General features: G+C 39.4%; 21 protein-coding genes and 1 pseudogene. 14 read left to right on the top strand and 8 right to left on the bottom strand.

Annotation, left to right across the window (positions count from 1 at the left end; genetic code table 11):
- From B0O44_RS25410 to rfbB, 5 genes and pseudogenes are all read left to right on the top strand, one after another.
- A pseudogene (locus tag B0O44_RS25410) lies at positions 1-132 on the top strand (UDP-glucose 6-dehydrogenase); the annotation flags it as partial.
- The gene (locus B0O44_RS24770) at positions 132-1121 is read left to right on the top strand and encodes a UDP-glucuronic acid decarboxylase family protein (protein ID WP_110834801.1); all 990 of its coding nucleotides are present in this window, start codon (positions 132-134) and stop codon (positions 1119-1121) included. The pseudogene B0O44_RS25410 and the gene B0O44_RS24770, both read left to right, overlap by 1 nt.
- Before the next feature lies 1 nt (position 1122).
- Positions 1123-2142, top strand: a complete 1020-nt coding sequence (gene galE, locus B0O44_RS24765) for a UDP-glucose 4-epimerase GalE (protein WP_110834800.1) — start codon at positions 1123-1125, stop codon at positions 2140-2142.
- A complete protein-coding gene (locus tag B0O44_RS24760; RefSeq protein WP_110834799.1) occupies positions 2143-2709 on the top strand; it encodes a hypothetical protein in 567 nt (188 codons plus the stop codon).
- 2 nt (positions 2710-2711) lie between these two features.
- On the top strand, positions 2712-3764 hold the full coding sequence (gene rfbB / locus B0O44_RS24755) for a dTDP-glucose 4,6-dehydratase (protein ID WP_110834798.1): 1053 nt from the start codon (positions 2712-2714) through the stop codon (positions 3762-3764).
- A gap of 75 nt (positions 3765-3839) precedes the next feature.
- Here rfbB and B0O44_RS24750 read toward each other — a convergent pair whose 3' ends face one another.
- Positions 3840-5069: an ABC transporter permease gene (locus B0O44_RS24750; protein WP_110834797.1), complete on the bottom strand. Its 1230-nt coding sequence runs from the start codon at positions 5067-5069 to the stop codon at positions 3840-3842.
- A 101-nt stretch (positions 5070-5170) separates the two neighbouring features.
- Positions 5171-5524 (bottom strand): HesB/IscA family protein, encoded by a 354-nt coding sequence (locus tag B0O44_RS24745; protein WP_110834796.1) that lies wholly within the window; start codon positions 5522-5524, stop codon positions 5171-5173.
- Positions 5525-5613: 89 nt separating this feature from the next.
- Between B0O44_RS24745 and B0O44_RS24740 the strand changes: the two genes are divergently transcribed.
- From B0O44_RS24740 to dnaA, 3 genes are all read left to right on the top strand, one after another.
- Positions 5614-6147 carry a DUF7935 family protein gene (locus tag B0O44_RS24740; protein WP_110834795.1) on the top strand — a complete coding sequence of 178 codons (534 nt, stop codon included), beginning with the start codon at positions 5614-5616 and terminating at the stop codon, positions 6145-6147.
- 2 nt (positions 6148-6149) lie between these two features.
- Positions 6150-7697 carry an acyl-CoA mutase large subunit family protein gene (locus B0O44_RS24735; protein ID WP_110834794.1) on the top strand — a complete coding sequence of 516 codons (1548 nt, stop codon included), beginning with the start codon at positions 6150-6152 and terminating at the stop codon, positions 7695-7697.
- 194 nt (positions 7698-7891) lie between these two features.
- The gene (dnaA, locus tag B0O44_RS24730) at positions 7892-9322 is read left to right on the top strand and encodes a chromosomal replication initiator protein DnaA (protein WP_110834793.1); all 1431 of its coding nucleotides are present in this window, start codon (positions 7892-7894) and stop codon (positions 9320-9322) included.
- Between the two features lie 54 nt (positions 9323-9376).
- Here dnaA and B0O44_RS24725 read toward each other — a convergent pair whose 3' ends face one another.
- From B0O44_RS24725 to B0O44_RS24705, 5 genes are all read right to left on the bottom strand, one after another.
- Positions 9377-9922: an NUDIX hydrolase gene (locus tag B0O44_RS24725; RefSeq protein ID WP_211321453.1), complete on the bottom strand. Its 546-nt coding sequence runs from the start codon at positions 9920-9922 to the stop codon at positions 9377-9379.
- Positions 9923-10327 carry a hypothetical protein gene (locus tag B0O44_RS24720; RefSeq protein ID WP_110834792.1) on the bottom strand — a complete coding sequence of 135 codons (405 nt, stop codon included), beginning with the start codon at positions 10325-10327 and terminating at the stop codon, positions 9923-9925. It abuts the gene before it with no gap.
- An 11-nt stretch (positions 10328-10338) separates the two neighbouring features.
- Positions 10339-11109: a TPM domain-containing protein gene (locus B0O44_RS24715; protein WP_110834791.1), complete on the bottom strand. Its 771-nt coding sequence runs from the start codon at positions 11107-11109 to the stop codon at positions 10339-10341.
- 2 nt (positions 11110-11111) lie between these two features.
- Positions 11112-11555 (bottom strand): TPM domain-containing protein, encoded by a 444-nt coding sequence (locus B0O44_RS24710; RefSeq protein WP_110834790.1) that lies wholly within the window; start codon positions 11553-11555, stop codon positions 11112-11114.
- Between the two features lie 83 nt (positions 11556-11638).
- Positions 11639-12223 carry a LemA family protein gene (locus B0O44_RS24705; protein ID WP_110834789.1) on the bottom strand — a complete coding sequence of 195 codons (585 nt, stop codon included), beginning with the start codon at positions 12221-12223 and terminating at the stop codon, positions 11639-11641.
- Positions 12224-12358: 135 nt separating this feature from the next.
- On the opposite strand from B0O44_RS24705, the gene B0O44_RS24700 reads away from it, so the two are divergent.
- The 6 genes from B0O44_RS24700 (at position 12359) to B0O44_RS24675 (ending at position 17244) form a co-directional block, all read left to right on the top strand.
- Positions 12359-13903, top strand: coding sequence for an NAD(P)/FAD-dependent oxidoreductase (locus B0O44_RS24700; protein ID WP_110834788.1), 1545 nt, complete (start codon positions 12359-12361; stop codon positions 13901-13903).
- Positions 13904-13977: 74 nt separating this feature from the next.
- Positions 13978-14337, top strand: a complete 360-nt coding sequence (locus B0O44_RS24695) for a CoA-binding protein (RefSeq protein WP_110834787.1) — start codon at positions 13978-13980, stop codon at positions 14335-14337.
- Between the two features lie 137 nt (positions 14338-14474).
- Positions 14475-15305: an ABC transporter ATP-binding protein gene (locus B0O44_RS24690; protein WP_110834786.1), complete on the top strand. Its 831-nt coding sequence runs from the start codon at positions 14475-14477 to the stop codon at positions 15303-15305.
- 6 nt (positions 15306-15311) lie between these two features.
- On the top strand, positions 15312-16088 hold the full coding sequence (locus B0O44_RS24685; protein ID WP_110834785.1) for a hypothetical protein: 777 nt from the start codon (positions 15312-15314) through the stop codon (positions 16086-16088).
- 1 nt (position 16089) lies between these two features.
- Positions 16090-16458: a GntR family transcriptional regulator gene (locus B0O44_RS24680; protein WP_110834784.1), complete on the top strand. Its 369-nt coding sequence runs from the start codon at positions 16090-16092 to the stop codon at positions 16456-16458.
- 60 nt (positions 16459-16518) lie between these two features.
- Positions 16519-17244 (top strand): hypothetical protein, encoded by a 726-nt coding sequence (locus B0O44_RS24675; protein ID WP_146229906.1) that lies wholly within the window; start codon positions 16519-16521, stop codon positions 17242-17244.
- A 506-nt stretch (positions 17245-17750) separates the two neighbouring features.
- On the opposite strand, the gene B0O44_RS25140 is transcribed toward B0O44_RS24675, so the two are convergent.
- A partial coding sequence (locus B0O44_RS25140; RefSeq protein WP_211321409.1) for a hypothetical protein occupies positions 17751-17935 on the bottom strand: 185 nt, incomplete at its 5' end.

Here is a 17935-nt window from a genome sequence, read left to right as displayed (position 1 = left end):
CCTGATTTTGAAAAAATGGACAGTTCGCTGAGCAATAAAGTAATCTTTGACGGTAGAAATTTATATGACCTTCAAAAAATGATTGATTTGGGCTATTATTACAACAGTATTGGACGTAAACTTATAGATTAATGGAAAAGAAAAGAGTTTTAATCACCGGGGCAGCGGGTTTTCTGGGTTCTCATTTATGTGATCGTTTTATAAAGGAGGGTTATTATGTGATCGGAATGGACAACCTGATCACGGGAGACTTACAGAATATAGAACATCTTTTTGCCCTGGAGCATTTTGAATTTTTTCATCATGATGTTTCTAAGTTTGTTTATGTACCGGGTAAACTGGATTATATTCTTCATTTTGCTTCCCCGGCAAGCCCTATAGATTATTTAAAAATTCCTATTCAAACACTGAAAGTAGGTTCTCTGGGGACCCACAATTTATTGGGACTGGCCAGAAATAAAGGTGCGCGGATGATCATTGCCTCTACTTCGGAAGTATACGGTGATCCGAGTGTAAATCCACAACCAGAAGAATACTGGGGCAATGTGAATCCTGTTGGTCCCAGAGGTGTTTATGATGAGGCCAAGCGTTTTCAGGAAGCAATGACGATGGCTTATCATACTTTTCATGGGGTAGAGACACGTATCGTCAGGATCTTTAATACTTACGGACCAAGAATGCGCCTGAATGATGGTCGGGTACTACCTGCTTTTATTGGTCAGGCACTTCGGGGAGAAGACCTGACTGTTTTTGGAGATGGTTCTCAAACACGTTCTTTCTGCTATGTTGATGACCTGATCGAGGGCATTTACAGATTGCTGCTGAGTGATTATGCTTTGCCTGTAAACATTGGCAATCCGGATGAGATTACCATTAAACAGTTTGGAGAAGAGATTATTAAGCTGACCGGGACAAATCAGAAATTGGTTTTAAGGGATCTTCCAGTAGATGACCCTAAACAACGTCGGCCAGACATCACCAAAGCCAGGGAAATCCTGGGCTGGGAACCTAAGGTAAACAGGGCAGAAGGACTTAAAATTACTTACGAATATTTTAAATCCTTGCCTAAGGAAGCGCTGTTTAATAAGGAACACAAGGATTTTACAACTTACAATAAATAAAATGGGCAAAATTTTAGTAACCGGGGGCACAGGATTTATTGGCTCCCATACCGTAGTTGAATTGCATAATTCAGGATATGAGGTGGTGCTTGTAGATGATTTTTCTAATTCCAATCCTAAAATTTTAACGCAACTGGAACAAATTACAGGGAAGAAGCCTGTTTTTTTTGAGCTTGACCTTTGTGATGAAAGGAAAGTAAAAGAATTTGTACAAAGCCAGCCCGACATTAGCGGGGTTATACATTTTGCTGCATTTAAAGCGGTGGGTGAATCTGTCAGAGAGCCTTTAAAGTACTATCGTAATAATTTTTACTCACTGATTAACCTCATTAATGCTTTTGACAGTTCTGTTAACCTGGTTTTTTCATCTTCCTGTACCGTATATGGACAGCCCGATCATTTACCAGTAACAGAAGCCGCACCAGTAAAAAAGGCCGAGTCTCCTTATGGAAATACCAAACAAATTGCAGAAGAAATTCTTCAGGAAACTTGTGCGGTCACCCCTTCCTTAAAAGTGACTTCTCTGAGGTATTTTAATCCTGTAGGTGCACATCATAGTGCATTGATTGGTGAACTACCTATCGGAGTGCCTCAGAACCTCGTCCCATTTATTACACAATCCGCGATTGGTAAAAGAGGCGCAATAGTTGTTCATGGAAATGATTATCGTACGCCGGACGGTAGTGCAATCAGGGATTATATCCATGTAGTAGATCTGGCAAAAGCGCATGTTGCTGCCATTAAAAGAATGGAAGAGCATCAGGCTGCTAATTATGAAGTCTTTAACCTGGGGACAGGTAAAGGCTCATCGGTATTGGAAATTATCCATGCTTTCGAAGAATCTACGGGAGAAAAGCTGAATTATACGATTGGTCCAAGAAGGGAAGGAGATATTGAACAAGTTTGGGGAGATGTAACCAAATCCGCTGAATTATTGGGTTGGAAAGCTGAACTAGACATTAAAGAAATGATGCTTTCAGCCTGGAACTGGGAAAAATATCTGCAAAAAAATCCCTTTTAAATGTTATTAAAGGAGCACAAGGAGCTAAAGGAAGCAATAATTCAACTCCCTCAAAAGGAAAAGGATAAGATTTTGCTCCGGCTTATTGCAAAAGATAAAGTGCTGACAGAACACCTTCACTTTAATTTGCTAGAAGATGCTTCTGACCTTGATCAGCGTTTTGGAAAATTGAAAGACGAAATAGATGATGCGGTAAGTCTTTTAAAAGATCAGAGAAAGTATAGTTCAAAAGATACTTTGACGATGATCAGAAAATTGAATGGATGTATCAATCATCATTTTAAGGTGACAAAAGATCTGAATACAGAAATAGAGCTTAGAATTTATCTGCTGAATGTGGTGCCACTAACTTTTGAGGAAGCTGTATTTTCAGCGGGATATAAATTTCAGGAAAAACTCAATACTTATTTTTTGAAAACAACTTTAGCGCTTTTTAAAAAAATAGGCAAATTGCATGAAGATTTACGATATGATTTTAAGAGTAGCTTTGATGCAATATTAAATCGAATTGAAAACAGTAAAATGGCAGCTGCATCTAAGGAGCTGGGTTTACCCAAAGAGTTATAAAAATGAAGAAAATTTTAATTACCGGTGGTGCCGGATTTATTGGGTCCCATGTGGTCAGAAGATTTGTTAACAATTATCCAGACTATGAAATAGTCAATTTGGATAAACTTACTTATGCCGGTAACCTGGCGAATTTAACGGATATTGAAGAACGTCCAAATTATAGTTTTGTAAAAGCCGATATTACAGATGCTGCTGCAATAAATGCTCTTTTTCAAAAAGAGAATTTTGACGCGGTTATTCATTTGGCTGCGGAATCTCATGTAGACCGCTCTATTGCTGATCCGAGTGCATTTGTAATGACCAATGTGATTGGAACGGTTAATTTACTCAATGCAGCCAGGGAATTCTGGAAAGGAAGCTATAACCAGAAACGATTTTATCATGTATCTACTGATGAAGTTTACGGGGCCCTTGGGGAAACCGGCATGTTTACTGAAACAACAGCTTATGACCCGCATAGTCCTTATTCTGCCTCCAAAGCTTCTTCAGATCATTTTGTAAGGGCTTATCACGATACTTATGGGTTGGACGTGGTGATTTCAAATTGTTCTAATAATTATGGCTCCCATCATTTTCCGGAGAAATTGATTCCTCTGGCCATCAACAACCTGAAAAACAACAAACCAGTTCCTGTTTATGGAAAAGGAGAAAATGTGAGGGATTGGTTATGGGTAGAAGATCATGCACGTGCTATTGATGTTATTTTCCATCAGGCCAAAACCGGAGAAACCTACAATATAGGAGGTCATAACGAATGGAAAAATATTGATCTGATTCACTTGTTGTGCAAAATCATGGATAAGAAACTGGGACGTAAGGAAGGAGAATCGGCTCAGCTGATCACCTTTGTGACAGATCGGGCAGGACATGACCTGCGTTATGCTATTGATTCTTCTAAGCTTCAGAATGTCCTTAACTGGGTGCCAAGCCTGCAATTTGAAGAAGGTCTGGAAAAAACAGTTGATTGGTATCTTAACAATGAAGAGTGGCTTTCCAATGTGACATCCGGAAATTACCAGGCTTATTATGACACCCAATACGCTGGTCGTTAAAAAGAATAAATCTTTGTAAAAGGTAAAGCCTGAATTGTAAAATTCAGGCTTTTTTATAATGAACTGTTTTGAGGTTTATTCGTACCTTAATGCCTCCACGGGATCTAGTTTGGATGCCTTTTTTGCGGGGTAATACCCCGATGCGATACCCACCAGAATACAAAGACCAAATCCGCCGATGATAAATAGCCATGGTATAATAAATGGGCCTTTCATCATCAACGAAATGGCATTGCCCAGTAAAATCCCAAATAATATTCCCATAGCCCCCCCCATCAGGCAAATTACCACGGCTTCAATTAGAAACTGTTTCCGGATTACAGCAGGGTTGGCTCCAATGGCTTTGCGGATACCAATTTCACGGGTTCTTTCGGTAACAGAGACCAGCATAATATTCATTAAACCAATTGAGGCACCAATTAAGGTAATGATGCCAATGGCTACACCTCCTATAACTATAAATTTTAAATTTTCGAAAAGAGTCTGTGCAACAGCATCGCTTTTGGTAATTTCAAAGTTATTGGTCTGTGACGCGGTTAATTTCCGGATGTTCCTGAATTCTGAGGTTGCTTCTCCTATAATGTTGTCCATTATGTCATTGCTTGGAACCATTACGGTAATGGTATAGGAAGGGTCTGGAAAAGAATTGATGAGTTTTGCTTTAAGCAAGGGGACATATACTGCCCTGTCGCCACTAAAACCCATACTTGAACCTTTTGAAGTGAGCAACCCGATTACTTTTAAACGGTAATTTCCCACGTTAATAATTTTATCCAGTGGTGAGGCATCTTTGAAAAGGGTTTTGCTCACTTCGTTACCTATAATACATACGTTTGAACCCAAAGCAGCTTCTGTTGTACTAAAATTTCTTCCTGAAGAGAGACTTAGTCCTTGCGCATCCAATCCATTTTCATCTACGCCCTGAATGGATATATTAGGGTTTGTTTTTTTTCCTCCATACTTGATGGTAGCGATGTTACTCGCTTTTATGCTTACAGCTATTGTTGCAGGCGTTTTCAGACGCTCCTTAAATGCCAATGCGTCTTCAAAACGAATTGATTTAAAGGCTTTGGGTCTTTGGCCGTTACCTACCCGAATCCCGGTTCCCCGGTTCCGGATGGTGAAGGAATTGGCACCCATGCTGGAAAAAGCTTCCGTCATACTTTTTTTAACGGCATCCAATGTCGTCAGGATACCCACCAGGGCTGACAATCCAATTGCAATAATCAATGCAGTTAACATGGTTCTTAAGCGATTGCCTTTAATAGATTGGATGGCCAGCCTGACGTTTTCGATATAAGTCATTTTCCAGATTTAAATTCTTTTAGGATTAAAAATAAAAAGTCCCGCTGTTAAGACAACGGGACCTCCTTAAATGTTACAACGAATTGGAACTGAAATCCAACTTATACAGAGAAACTGGTTCCACAACCACAGGTACTGTTTGCATTCGGATTGCTAAATGTAAAACCTCTTGAGTTTAAGCCGTCCTGCCAGTCTACCTGCATACCTAAAAGATACATCTGATGGGCTTTATGCATATATACTTTGATGCCCTCAATTATAAATTCCTGGTCACCTTCTTTTTTTTGATCAAAGCCTAAAACATAACTCATTCCTGAGCAACCGCCTCCTTCAACACCAACCCTTAAGCCAAAATCCTCGGAAATTTCCTGCTGGTCTTTTAATTTAAAAAGTTCTTTTACAGCACCTTCTGTAAATGTTACTGGTGCAAATGCCGTATCTACTGTATTACTCATGTTATTTGAAATTAGGAAGAACAAATATAAATAAAATGTACATTTTTGCCTTGTAAAACACTAATTATTACTGTATTCAAACAATTTCAATGAATGTACAAGATTTAATAACCGAAGCGCTCGCAATGGGGGCGGGAGGAGTGATCACGGTTTTTGCTGGTTATTATCTCTTCGGAAAAGACATTCAGGCCTATTTGAAAATTAAAGAAGATAAAGATTCTGGCTTGGATGGAAAAAAAGAGCTGTTGCATTTAAGGCTTCAGGCCCATGAAAGGGTCATCCTTTTTGTAGAACGAATTAATCCCAGCAACCTTTTTTTGCGTTTGTATCAGCAGGGGATGGTTGTTGAAGAACTCCAGGCATTGGCGTTGAATGAACTTAGGACAGAATATCAGCATAATATCAGTCAGCAGTTGTATATTGGAACTCAGGCCTGGCAGGTGGTGCGCAAATTAAAAGATGATACCGTTGCTATGATCAATAATGCAGCTAAAAGTCTGGATAAAGAAGCTTCAGCCGCAGTGCTCAGCAAAGTTATTTTGAGCTACATGGCCGAAATGGAACAAAATCCATATGAACTGAGCCAGGAGCTCCTCAAAAAAGATATTCATCATTTATTCTAGATATGGAAGATAAAAAGATTAGCACGAGCTCAGGAATTGAAATAAAAGAGCTGTATACCTCGGCCAGAAAAATGGAGGAACTGCCTGGAGAGTTTCCTTTTACCAGGGGGATTCAAAAAGATATGTACCGGGGGCGTTTATGGACGATGCGTCAATATGCTGGCTTTTCGACTGCGGAAGAATCAAACAAAAGATATCACTACCTTCTCAATCAAGGTACAATGGGACTTTCTGTTGCTTTTGATCTCCCAACCCAAATCGGTTACGATTCTGACCATGATATGGCAGATGGAGAGGTAGGGAAAGTTGGCGTGGCTATTGATTCATTGAAAGATATGGAGATTCTTTTTGATGGGATTGAACTTAAAAAGATTACAACTTCAATGACAATTAATGCAACGGCCTCTATTTTGCTCGCCATGTATATTGCCCTGGCCAAAAAGCAGGGGGCCGATATCCGGCAAATCTCTGGGACCATACAAAATGATATTCTTAAAGAATATGCAGCAAGAGGAACCTATATTTATCCACCTAAGGCCTCCATGCGGATCATTACCGATATTTTTGAGTATTGCAGTAAAGAGGTACCCAAATGGAATACCATTTCTATATCTGGCTATCATATCAGGGAAGCGGGGTCTACTGCTGTACAAGAACTGGCTTTTACCCTGGCCAATGGGAAGGCTTATCTGAATGCCGCACTGGAGAAAGGGTTGGATATTAATGTTTTTGCAAAACGGTTGTCTTTCTTTTTTAATTGTCACAATAACTTTTTTGAAGAAATTGCAAAATTCAGGGCAGCCAGAAGAATGTGGGCAAGAATTACAAAGGAATTGGGAGCGACTGACGAGAAGGCGCAAATGCTTCGCTTTCACACGCAGACAGGAGGGTCGACACTTACTGCCCAACAGCCTCTTAATAATGTCATACGTGTCTCTAATCAAGCTATGGCCGCAGTTCTGGGAGGTACACAATCTTTGCATACCAATGGCTATGATGAAGCGCTGTCCCTTCCAACAGAAGCAGCTGCCAAAATTGCCTTAAGAACCCAGCAGATCATAGCCTTTGAAAGCGGTGCAACCGATACTGTTGACCCATTGGCCGGCTCTTTTTTTGTGGAGAGCCTTACCGATGAAATAGAAGCAGCTGCTCAACTTTATATCGATAAAATTGATGCAATGGGAGGTTCAGTAAATGCAATTGAAAATGGGTATATTCAAAATGAAATTGCAAATGCCTCTTATCAGTATCAGGTGGAGGTGGAGCAAGGGAGCCGGGTTATTGTTGGGGTAAATAAATTTACCCAACAGGAAGAGGGGATAACTGAAGTGATGAATATTGATGAGTCTATACGAACCATTCAGTCAGGGAAACTGAGAAGATTGCGGGAGGATAGAGATCAATTATCGGTTGATGCAGCATTAGAGCGGTTAAAAAAAGGAGCGGAAGGTACTGAAAACTTAATGCCACTTATACTTGCTGCAGTGGAAACTTATGCTACTCTTGGTGAAATAGCAGATACTTTACGTAATGTTTTTGGTGAATATTAAAGACAATGTTAATAAATAGTTATCCACAGAAAAAATTCAGGTTAAGACCAGTATGGTGCTGCTATATAAGGACTTACTAAATAATTGAAATTTAAGTTTTTTTTGTTGATAATTTTTTCAATATTCGATGTCTCGAAGGGGCGTCGTCTGAATGCCCGTGTCGTTGCTGTAAACCAACAAATTATAGAATCCCTATGGAAAAAACTTGTACAGAAGTATGGAAAAACTGTCTCCAAATAATTAAGGATAACATTCCAGTTCAGAGTTTTAAGACCTGGTTTGAGCCGATATCCGCACTAAAACTGGAGGGTAAAGTTTTAACCATACAGGTGCCGAGTTTATTCTTCTATGAATGGCTGGAAGAACACTATGTTGGTCTGCTGCGCAAGACCGTAAAAAGACAACTTGGAGATGAAGGGCGGTTGGAATATAACATCGTTGTGGATAAATCTTCCAATAGTGGTTCTCCCTATACGACCAATATGCCTTCAAATGGAAATGGTGCTGAAGCAAAGGTACAATCCATGCCTATTCCGGTTTCTATCAATAAAGACATTAAAAATCCTTTCATCATTCCGGGACTAAAAAAATTAAATGTAGATCCTCAGCTGAATTCAAACTATACCTTTGATAATTACATCGAAGGTGATTGCAATCGTCTGGCGAGATCTGCGGGCTATGCGGTTGCGGCCAAACCAGGGGGAACTTCTTTTAATCCTCTGATGGTTTATGGTGGTGTTGGATTGGGGAAGACACATCTCGCGCAGGCCATTGGCAACGAGATCAAACGGAATATGCCGGATAAGCTGGTTATTTATGTTTCATGCGAAAAATTTTGCCAGCAATTTGTTGATTCCTTAAAAAATAATACGATCAATGATTTTGTGAATTTTTATCAGGCAATGGATGTAATCATTATGGATGATGTACATAATTTTGCTGGTAAGGAAAAAACACAGGATATCTTTTTTCATATCTTTAATCATTTGCATCAATCGGGCAAACAGGTGATTTTGACCTCTGATAAAGCACCTAAAGACTTGGCTGGTCTCGAAGAGCGTTTGCTGAGCAGGTTCAAATGGGGGCTCTCTGCAGATTTACAGATACCTGACCTGGAAACCCGAATTGCCATTTTAAGAAAGAAAATGTATGCGGACGGTATAGAACTGCCTTCGGAAGTGGTTGAGTACGTTGCTCATAATATTGACAACAATGTTCGTGAACTGGAAGGTGCGATGGTTTCTTTACTTGCGCAATCTACTTTGAATAAAAAAGACATTGATTTGGCTTTAGCCAAACAGATGTTAAAGAATTTTATAAAAAATACTTCCAAGGAAATCTCTATGGAGTACATACAAAAACTGGTTTGTGAATACTTTGAGGTTCCGGTAGATATGGTGAAATCTCAGACCCGTAAAAGAGAAATTGTTCAGGCTCGTCAGATTTCTATGTATCTTTCAAAGAGCCATACCAAGTCCTCTCTTAAAACAATAGGTGCTTTTTTTGGAGGTAGGGATCATTCAACAGTAATTTACGCCTGTCAAACGGTAGAAGATCTGATTGATACCGACAAAAAATTTAAGGGTTATGTGCACGATATTCAGAAAAAGTTAAAAATGAGTTAAAATAAAAAAGTCCTGTAAGTTCTACAGGACTTTTTTATTTTAACTCATTTTAGGCTAGTCTTCTAGTTTAGCGATGCCATAGAACAATGCAGCTGCATGAAGTGCCTGATCTATTTTATTCTCTTTAAGCAATTGTTTGACCTCTTCAAGTGTATATTCTTCCACGTTTAGGATCTCATGTTCATCCAAATGTTGCTGATGGGTTTTTACACCACCTTTAAGAAGGTAAGTGAATGTTCTGTTATTGGCTGTTGCAGGATTAGGATATAAGGTGGCAATCAACTCTATACTTTCAAAAGAATAGCCGGTCTCTTCCAATAATTCCCTTTTTACAGCCCGTTCGGGACCTTCATCGCCATCAATAACTCCACCTGGGATTTCCAGTGAAATGATGTCGGCTGCGTGCCGGTACTGTCGTACCAGAAGAACTTTGTTGTCTATGGTGAGTGCCACTGCATTCACCCAGTCCGGGTATTCCAAAACGAAATAATCATCTTTAATGGTTCCGTTTTGCAGTTTGCAGGTGTCCACTCTAAGGGTTGCCCATTTTTCTTTGACCAGATACCTGGAGTTTAGCTTTTGCCATTTTAGAATTTCCATTCAGGACGTTGTGTTTAAATAGTTCTTAATGACCGTTTCCCGTTCCAGATTAATCATATTGATGATCCGGTATTCTGTCACCAATAACTGGTAAACAGATTGCAATTTAGTGGCAATGGCCTGGTTTTCTTTATCCTGTTTGGTCGGTTCAAAGATGGAATATAAAATTTGAGTCAATACATCAAGTTTCTCTGCAGGAAATTGTGCTTTATGGAGCAATTCCAGAAAGTCGGCATTATGAAGACCATGTAAATCTTTATAACTTAACCCGTATTCCCGCTCCAGCATCTCTTGTAGCTGTACATCTGCTTCTTCTGTTTGACCCTCTTTTTTCAGGCCCAGTATTCTGGCCAGCGCTTCTGCCAGTTTCTTTATTTCTGCTGTAAGTAAGTCTCTTCTTAACATAAAATAATAGATTACCAGCTTCCGCTGCTTCCACCCCCACCGAAACTACCTCCTCCAAAACCGCCAAATCCTCCTCCGTCACCAGAGCCACCTCCGCTGCCCCATCCACTTCCACCTGAACCTCTGCCCCCTCCAAAGAGCATGCTCCAGAAAAGCACGTCGGCAACACCGCGGCTTCCCATCACCTGGCTGCCACCACTTCCACCACCTCTGCGGATAATCACAATGATAATAATGATGATGATGATCACAATCGGAATGGCTGAACCATTATTCTCTACTTTAGCCTTTTTGGGATTGTCATTTTTATATTCCCCTTTTGTAAAGCTGATGATGGCATTGGTGCCTGATTCCAAACCGGCATAATAATTCCCTGCTTTGAAATAGGGTTTAATATCGTTTTCAATAATTCTTCTGGTGTACATATCCGGAAGGGCACCTTCGATACCGTAGCCCGACTGGATGGAGATCTTGCGGTCTCCAAGTGCAACGACGATCATCACACCGGTGTTTTTTTTGGAACCAACACCCCATTTTCTGCCGAGTTGAAGTGCATAATCGTTAATATCATAGTCACCAACAGATTTTATAACGGCTATTGCAATTTGAATCGAAGTAGAATCGTCAAAGGCAACGAGTTTATCTTCCAATTGTTGAGTCTGGGCAGCGGTTAAAGTACCGGTAAAGTCATTGACAAGCTTATTTGGTTTTGCTGGAAAATCCTGTGCAAAAACCGGGATAAAAAAGACTGTCAGTAAAAAAATGAGCAAGCTTCTCTTCATGGTCAGTCGTTTTTGTATTGATCCATAAAAACGATTTCATTAGGTAGCTCATTGATATCTCCGGTTTGATAAGGAAAAAATAGTGCAAGCTTTTCAGCAACCAGGCTAATGCCAGCGATAATGCCCTGTACCAGATTTCCGCTCGCAAAATGTGCTTTCATTGCAATCTGGGTGGTTTCCCAAAAGTCTTCAGGAACCACTTTGTGGATACCCCGGTCTCCAATAATTGCAAATTTATGATCTATGTGCGCAAGATAAATCAGGACACCATTGTGATGGGAAGTTTTATCCATGCCCAATTTTTTAAAATAGGCAGTTGCGACTTCGAATACATCACCTTTACAATGTTTATCTATTGCTATTCTGATTTCTCCGGAGGTTTGTTTCTCTGCGTCAGAAATTGCAGAGGTAATCAGTTCCTGTTCTTGTTCATTAAAAAGTGCCATAATAGGAAATCTTTATAAAGATAAGGGTAATGGGTTTTTATCTAAAAACAGCCATTACCCTTAAATGTTATGATCATTAAAATTTAGAATTGTACTTTGGGTGCGTTCTGGGCACCAGCATCGGCTTTGAAACCTGCTTTTTGACCAAAGCCAAACAATCCGGCAGTAATGTTATTTGGGAAAGACCTCACTTTTGTGTTGTATACCTGTACAGATTCATTAAAATCTTTACGGGCTACACCAATTCTGTTTTCTGTTCCGGCGAGTTCAGCGGAAACATCCCTGAATTGTTCGGTCGCTTTTAATTCTGGATAGTTTTCAGTAACCATCAGCAAGCGTCCCAGTGCCTGACTGATTTGCCCTTGCGCGGCCTGATATTTTTCGATATTCTCAGGAGTCAGTTTATCCGGATCAATTGTAATTTGTGTCGCTTTTGCACGGGCTTCTGTGACTTGTGTAAGCGTTGACTGTTCAAATTTAGCTGCGCCTTTAACCGTATTGACCAGGTTAGGGATTAAATCGGCACGGCGCTGGTACTGGGTCTCTACCTGATTCCATTTTGTTTTCACATCCTCGTCCAGTTTAACCAGGTTGTTGTAACCATTGCAGCTTTGAAAAGCTAAAATGACGATCAGTAAGCCGACAACTATTAATACGATTTTTTTCATATGTTTTAATTTTAAATTGTTCCGGACGTTTTGTCCGGGCTTTCATTTTACGGTTGGTTTTCTTTGTTAATTTACAAATAAGAATGCAATTTCCGTACCTTTGTTACAATTCAGGATAAAAACCTGACAAGTATTATGCAAAAAGATGTTGAAATAAAGCTTCTGCCAGAGGAAATTGGACAGGAGAAAATTTTAATAAAAAACCTTTCTAAAGCTTTAAAGGTTGATATTCTGCGAATTAAAGGATTTAAAATTCTAAAAAGATCTATTGACGCCCGGTCAAGACAAGTCGTTTATCGTTTACAGGTAAAAGTGTATATAGACGAACCTGTTTTGTCAGGAAAGCTTATTCCGGATGATCAAAATGTCAGTCAGCAGCCGGTTGTAATTATTGTTGGGGCGGGACCTGCTGGTCTGTTTGCCGCATTGCAGTGCATAGAAAATGGCTTCAAACCCATTGTTTTGGAACGGGGAAAAGATGTAAAGCAAAGAAGAAGAGATCTTGCCGCCATCAATAAGGAGGGTTTTGTAAATACAGAATCAAATTATTGTTACGGAGAAGGGGGAGCAGGTACTTATTCCGATGGTAAACTCTTTACTCGTTCGAATAAAAGGGGAGATGTCAATAAGGTACTTGAAATTTTTGTACAACATGGTGCTACCGATGATATTCTGGTCGATGCCCGACCACATATCGGAACTAACAAACTGCCTCATATCATTACTTCAATACGTGAGCGTATTTTAAAAGCTGGAGCTGAGGTACGTTTTGATGCGAAGGTTACTGATCTTTTAATTGAGTCTGGAAAAATAAAAGGGGTGGTCGTCAACCATCAGGAAGAACTTTTTGCTGATGCTGTGATTCTTGCCACCGGACATTCCGCAAGAGACATCTATACCTTGTTGCATCAAAAAGGCATTCTGATAGAAGCCAAACCTTTTGCTTTAGGTGTAAGAATAGAACATCCCCAGTCTGTGATTGATGCTGCGCAATACCATTGTGATGTACGAAGTGAATTTTTGCCACCAGCCTATTATAGCTTGGTGGAACAAATAGGAAATCGGGGCGTATTTTCATTTTGCATGTGTCCCGGAGGAATTATTGCCCCCTGTGCTACTCATGAGAATGAAATTGTTGTCAATGGATGGTCTCCTTCTAAAAGGAATAATCCTTTTGCGAATTCGGGTACAGTCGTGCAGGTTACTTTAGATGATGTTGAGGGAGAGGATCCCTTGAAGATGATGTACTTTCAGGAAGAAATTGAAAAAAAAGCATTCGAACTCGGAGGTGGTGATCTGGTTGCCCCTGCACAGAGAATGATCGATTTCGTAGAAAAAAGGCACTCCACTGATCTGCCAAAAAATTCTTATCTGCCGGGAACCCGACCGGCCATCCTGGATGATGTCCTTCCTGCTTTTGTCGCTGAAAGTTTAAGGGCTGCACTTCCGCATTTTGGTAGAAAGATCAAGGGGTATTATACGAATGATGCGATATTGGTTGGGGTGGAGAGTAGGACATCGTCGCCGGTTCGTATACCACGGGATAAAGAGAGTTATCAGCACCCACAGGTTGCAGGGTTATTTCCTTGCGCTGAAGGAGCGGGTTATGCCGGAGGAATTGTTTCTGCGGCCATCGATGGTATGAATTGTGCTGATGCAGTACAGAACTTCCTTCGCTAAACAATTTTTAAAACCTGGTGTTGAACACATGCACTTTATTTTATAAAGGGAAATACATTTTAAATGAGCACGAGATGAAACGTACACTGATTATCGGCGCAAGCCCAAATCCGGAAAGATATGCTTATAAAGCAGCACATATGTTGATTTCTAAAGGACATGAAATTGTGAATATTGGCATTAAAAAAGGAGCTGTTGCCGGAGTTGAAATCGAAAAAGCAGGGACCCCGCTTCAGGATATTCATACCATTACGTTGTATTTGGGAACAGATTTGCAAAAGCAATACTATGAATATATACTGGCCACTCGGCCGGAAAGGGTAATTTTCAATCCTGGAACTGAAAACCAGGAATTGGAAAATTTACTGAAGAATAATAATATAGAAGCCATAGAGGCCTGTACATTGGTTTTGCTATCTACCGGGCAGTTTTAAAAACTGTCTCTGAGCCAATCTAAGCACAGAATTTCAAAATTTAAATAGATCTGTAACTGAAAATACTTGCAGAAGTAAAATTATTATTTAGATTTGCAGTGTACTAGTTAGCTAGTACACTGCAAATCTAAACCTTTATGATTGAAATTTCTAATCTAACTTTTGGTTACAGCAAGAAGAAGACGCTGTTTAAAAATCTAAATCTTGACCTTCAGACAGGTCATATTTATGGTCTTCTGGGAAAAAATGGTGCGGGAAAATCTACGCTCCTTAAAAATCTCGCAGGTTTGGTCTTCCCTCAAGAAGGCTTATGCAAAGTCAATGGTTATGATACCAGTAAGCGTAGTCCTCGTTTGCTGCAGGAATTGTTCTTTATTCCCGAGGAGTTGCACCTGCCTGCTGTTACGGCCAGCCGGTTCGCGGAAAGTACAGGCCATTTCTATCCTAAATTTGATATGAACCAGTACTATGCTATGTTGTCAGAGTTTAATGTACCAATAAACAGTTTTTTGAATAAACTTTCCTTCGGGCAACAAAAAAAGGTAATGATCGCTTTCGGATTGGCTAGTAATACTGCCTTACTGATTATGGATGAACCCACTAATGGTCTTGATATACCTTCGAAGGTTCAATTTCGCAAAATTATGGCCTCTGCGCTTACAGAAGAGCGTTGTATGGTGATTTCTACGCATCAGGTCAGGGACCTGGACAGTCTCATCGATAGTCTGCTGGTCCTTCATCAGGAAGAAGTTGTTATTAACCGAAGTCTGGATGATATTGCCGAAAGGATACAATTTACGAATGCTGCTCAAGCGAATAAGGAAGGTATATTATATATAGAACATCATGGAATAGGTATTAATACAATCAGCACGAACGTAAATGGTGTTTATACCAAGGTCGATATGGAAATGTTGTTTAATGCTGTTGTACATAATCATACATCTATTGTAGATATTTTAAAATAAAAACAGATGAATCAGATATTTAACCTTAAGCGATTTTTAATGCTGTTTAGCAAACATACAGCTGAAAATTATAAAACCTATTTAATGTCGGCAGCAGTATTGGCCGGAATGCTTGCAGTTGTGATTGGTCTGGGAGCCTATCTAAGCGATGGAAAACTTAGCTTTAGTATACAGTTTGCAGTTTTCGTTAATTTCTTTTTAATAGCAGGATGCATTTTTACAAGTATGATGTTTTCTGACCTTGGAGATAAAAAGAAATCCATTCCGGTATTGATGCTGCCAGCTTCCCTTTTTGAAAAGTACCTGGTGGCCTGGATCTATTCCTTTGTTGTTTTTCAGCTGGTTATGCTTTGCTGTTTTTATTCCATCGATTATCTTATTCTAAATGCAGTCAAAAAAGCAACAGAAGAAGTAAAGATGATTAATGTTTTTTCTACTGAACCCAGGTATTGGTTGGTTTTTGTTTTCTTTGCTGTACTTCATTCCATCTCCTTACTGGGTGCGATTTTTTTTGAAAAAATGCATTTTATCAAAACTGCCTTTGCTTTTTTCGTTTTTTTGGGTTTTATTATTTTGATCAGTAATAAAATGATGAGCTCACTGCTGGATGTGGAAATTATGCAATCTATTCCCCTGGGCAGACTGGTTATTAAGGAAAGTGGAAAGGAATTTCTGATCAACCCACCACTTTCATCAGAAACGATTGTGTTTTATGCTTCTATATTGGTGATTATTGTTTTATGGACGGGGACTTATTTTAAGTTGAAAGAGAAAGAGATTTAATATGGAATTTAGAGAAAACGAAGCCATTTATTTACAGATTGCAGCCTATGTTGCGGAAAATATTATGCTTGGGAAATGGCCTATTGATCAGAAAATACCCTCGGTAAGAGACCTTGCTGTCGATTTGCAGGTTAATCCAAATACCGTAGTGAGGGCTTATGAGTTTTTACAAAATAAGGAAGTTATTACCAATAAGCGGGGAATAGGTTTTTTTATTGAAACAGATGCGGAAGCCAAAATTAAGGCCTACAGCAAGGAGCGCTTTTTGAATCAGGAACTTCCTGAATTTTTCAGAAATATTTATCTGCTGAACATTAGCATGAAAGAAATAGAAGTGCGCTTTGAGGCTTTTAAAAAAGAAAATTACTAATAAAAGAAATGAACAGGTTTAAGGATAGGCCTGTAGATAGGTTAAATGAATCAGATATACATGAAATTGAGTACATTATTTATTGTTGTGGCAATTGTTGTCGCCCTGGGGACGATAACAGCCTACAATTTTTCTTTAAGGGCATCCTATGCTAAAGGAGAATACAAAAACAGGTTTAGTGATATGGAGTTTACAGAGTTAAAAAGTCTTAATGAATTCTATGTTGAAGGGGCCAATTTAATTACGGTCCATGTGGAGCCGGGTATCAAAGAAGGCTTATGGATTAAGAATAAACTGAAAGAAAAGCTAAAAGTGACTGCAAAAGGCCAGACGTTGATTCTTGAGCCAAGTGATTATGCCAAAGCCAATGGGCTCTGGTCAGGAATCGATGAAATTATCCTTGTAACAAATGACTTGAAAAAATTAAAGGCCAGTCCATATTTTAATGAAGAGCAGGTTCGTTCTCACAGATTCCCTAATTACGGGGAAATATTATTGAAAGGCTTTAAAGGTAATGCCTTTGAGTTGCAGCTTGGGGATTATACTTCTGTGAGTATGGAAAAATGCGATGTTGGTGCTTTCAGTGCATGGATCGGAGGGGAGGAGAATGGGAATGCTTCATTAACCATTAATGCCGATAACCAGATAAAGACAGCAGACTTGAATATTCCAGGGGAGAGCAGGGTTTCGCTGATCAATCCAAAAATCACTAAGACCAGCTATAACTTGTCCGATAAAGCAACCGTTCTTTTAAATGGAAGCACCCTGCAGCAAATCAAACGGTGAATTGAAATTAGGGATTGATTTGCTGTGATAAAAGAAGCAGATCTTTTTTGGCTGTGAATTTCTGGCACTATATATATAAGAGGTGTGGTATTAGATAAATAGAACGAGGATCTTTTTATGAGGCTGTTATACTGTGACCTTGTTTTTGAGGAGCCCTTATGTATTTCGAATTAACCACTTGCTTCGTTTCTCTGAATGATTATTCAAGTTTAAGAATTTGTAAAAGTTTTTGTGGTTGTAATTTAGGGAGTTAGGTATTGTTTTAAAAATAGATGTTGTAAAAGCTTTGCATGGGATATAATTTTTTCTACTTTTGCATCCCGCTTCGGAAGGAAGGGGACACTAGAGAGGGATTGGCGAGGGAGATTGAAAAGCGGGTTTAAGGTAATGTTGATGAGATTTGAGGGATTTAGGTTCTGAGAAAATAAAAAGCAAAAAAGATTAAAATTAATTTGCGAATAACATTAAGATTACTACCTTTGCAGTCCCAAACAAAAGGGGGTGATTTACAAACGGAGTTTGTAAACGGAATAAAAAAGATTGAAAGGATTGAATTTGAGTAAAGGGATCTGGAACATAAACGACCAGACCTGTTTAGGAGAAGGAAACCAGAAGATATATAGGCTACCGTGAGGCCCAGCCGATAAGTTCATTAAAGAGATGTCATTTACAAGCGTAGCGAGGTATCGAA

Source organism: Pedobacter nutrimenti (assembly GCF_003208655.1).
Taxonomy (GTDB): Bacteria; Bacteroidota; Bacteroidia; order Sphingobacteriales; family Sphingobacteriaceae; genus Pedobacter; species Pedobacter nutrimenti.
The sequence above is the reverse complement of the archived record's forward strand: the minus strand, read 5'-3'. Positions and strand labels throughout refer to the sequence as shown.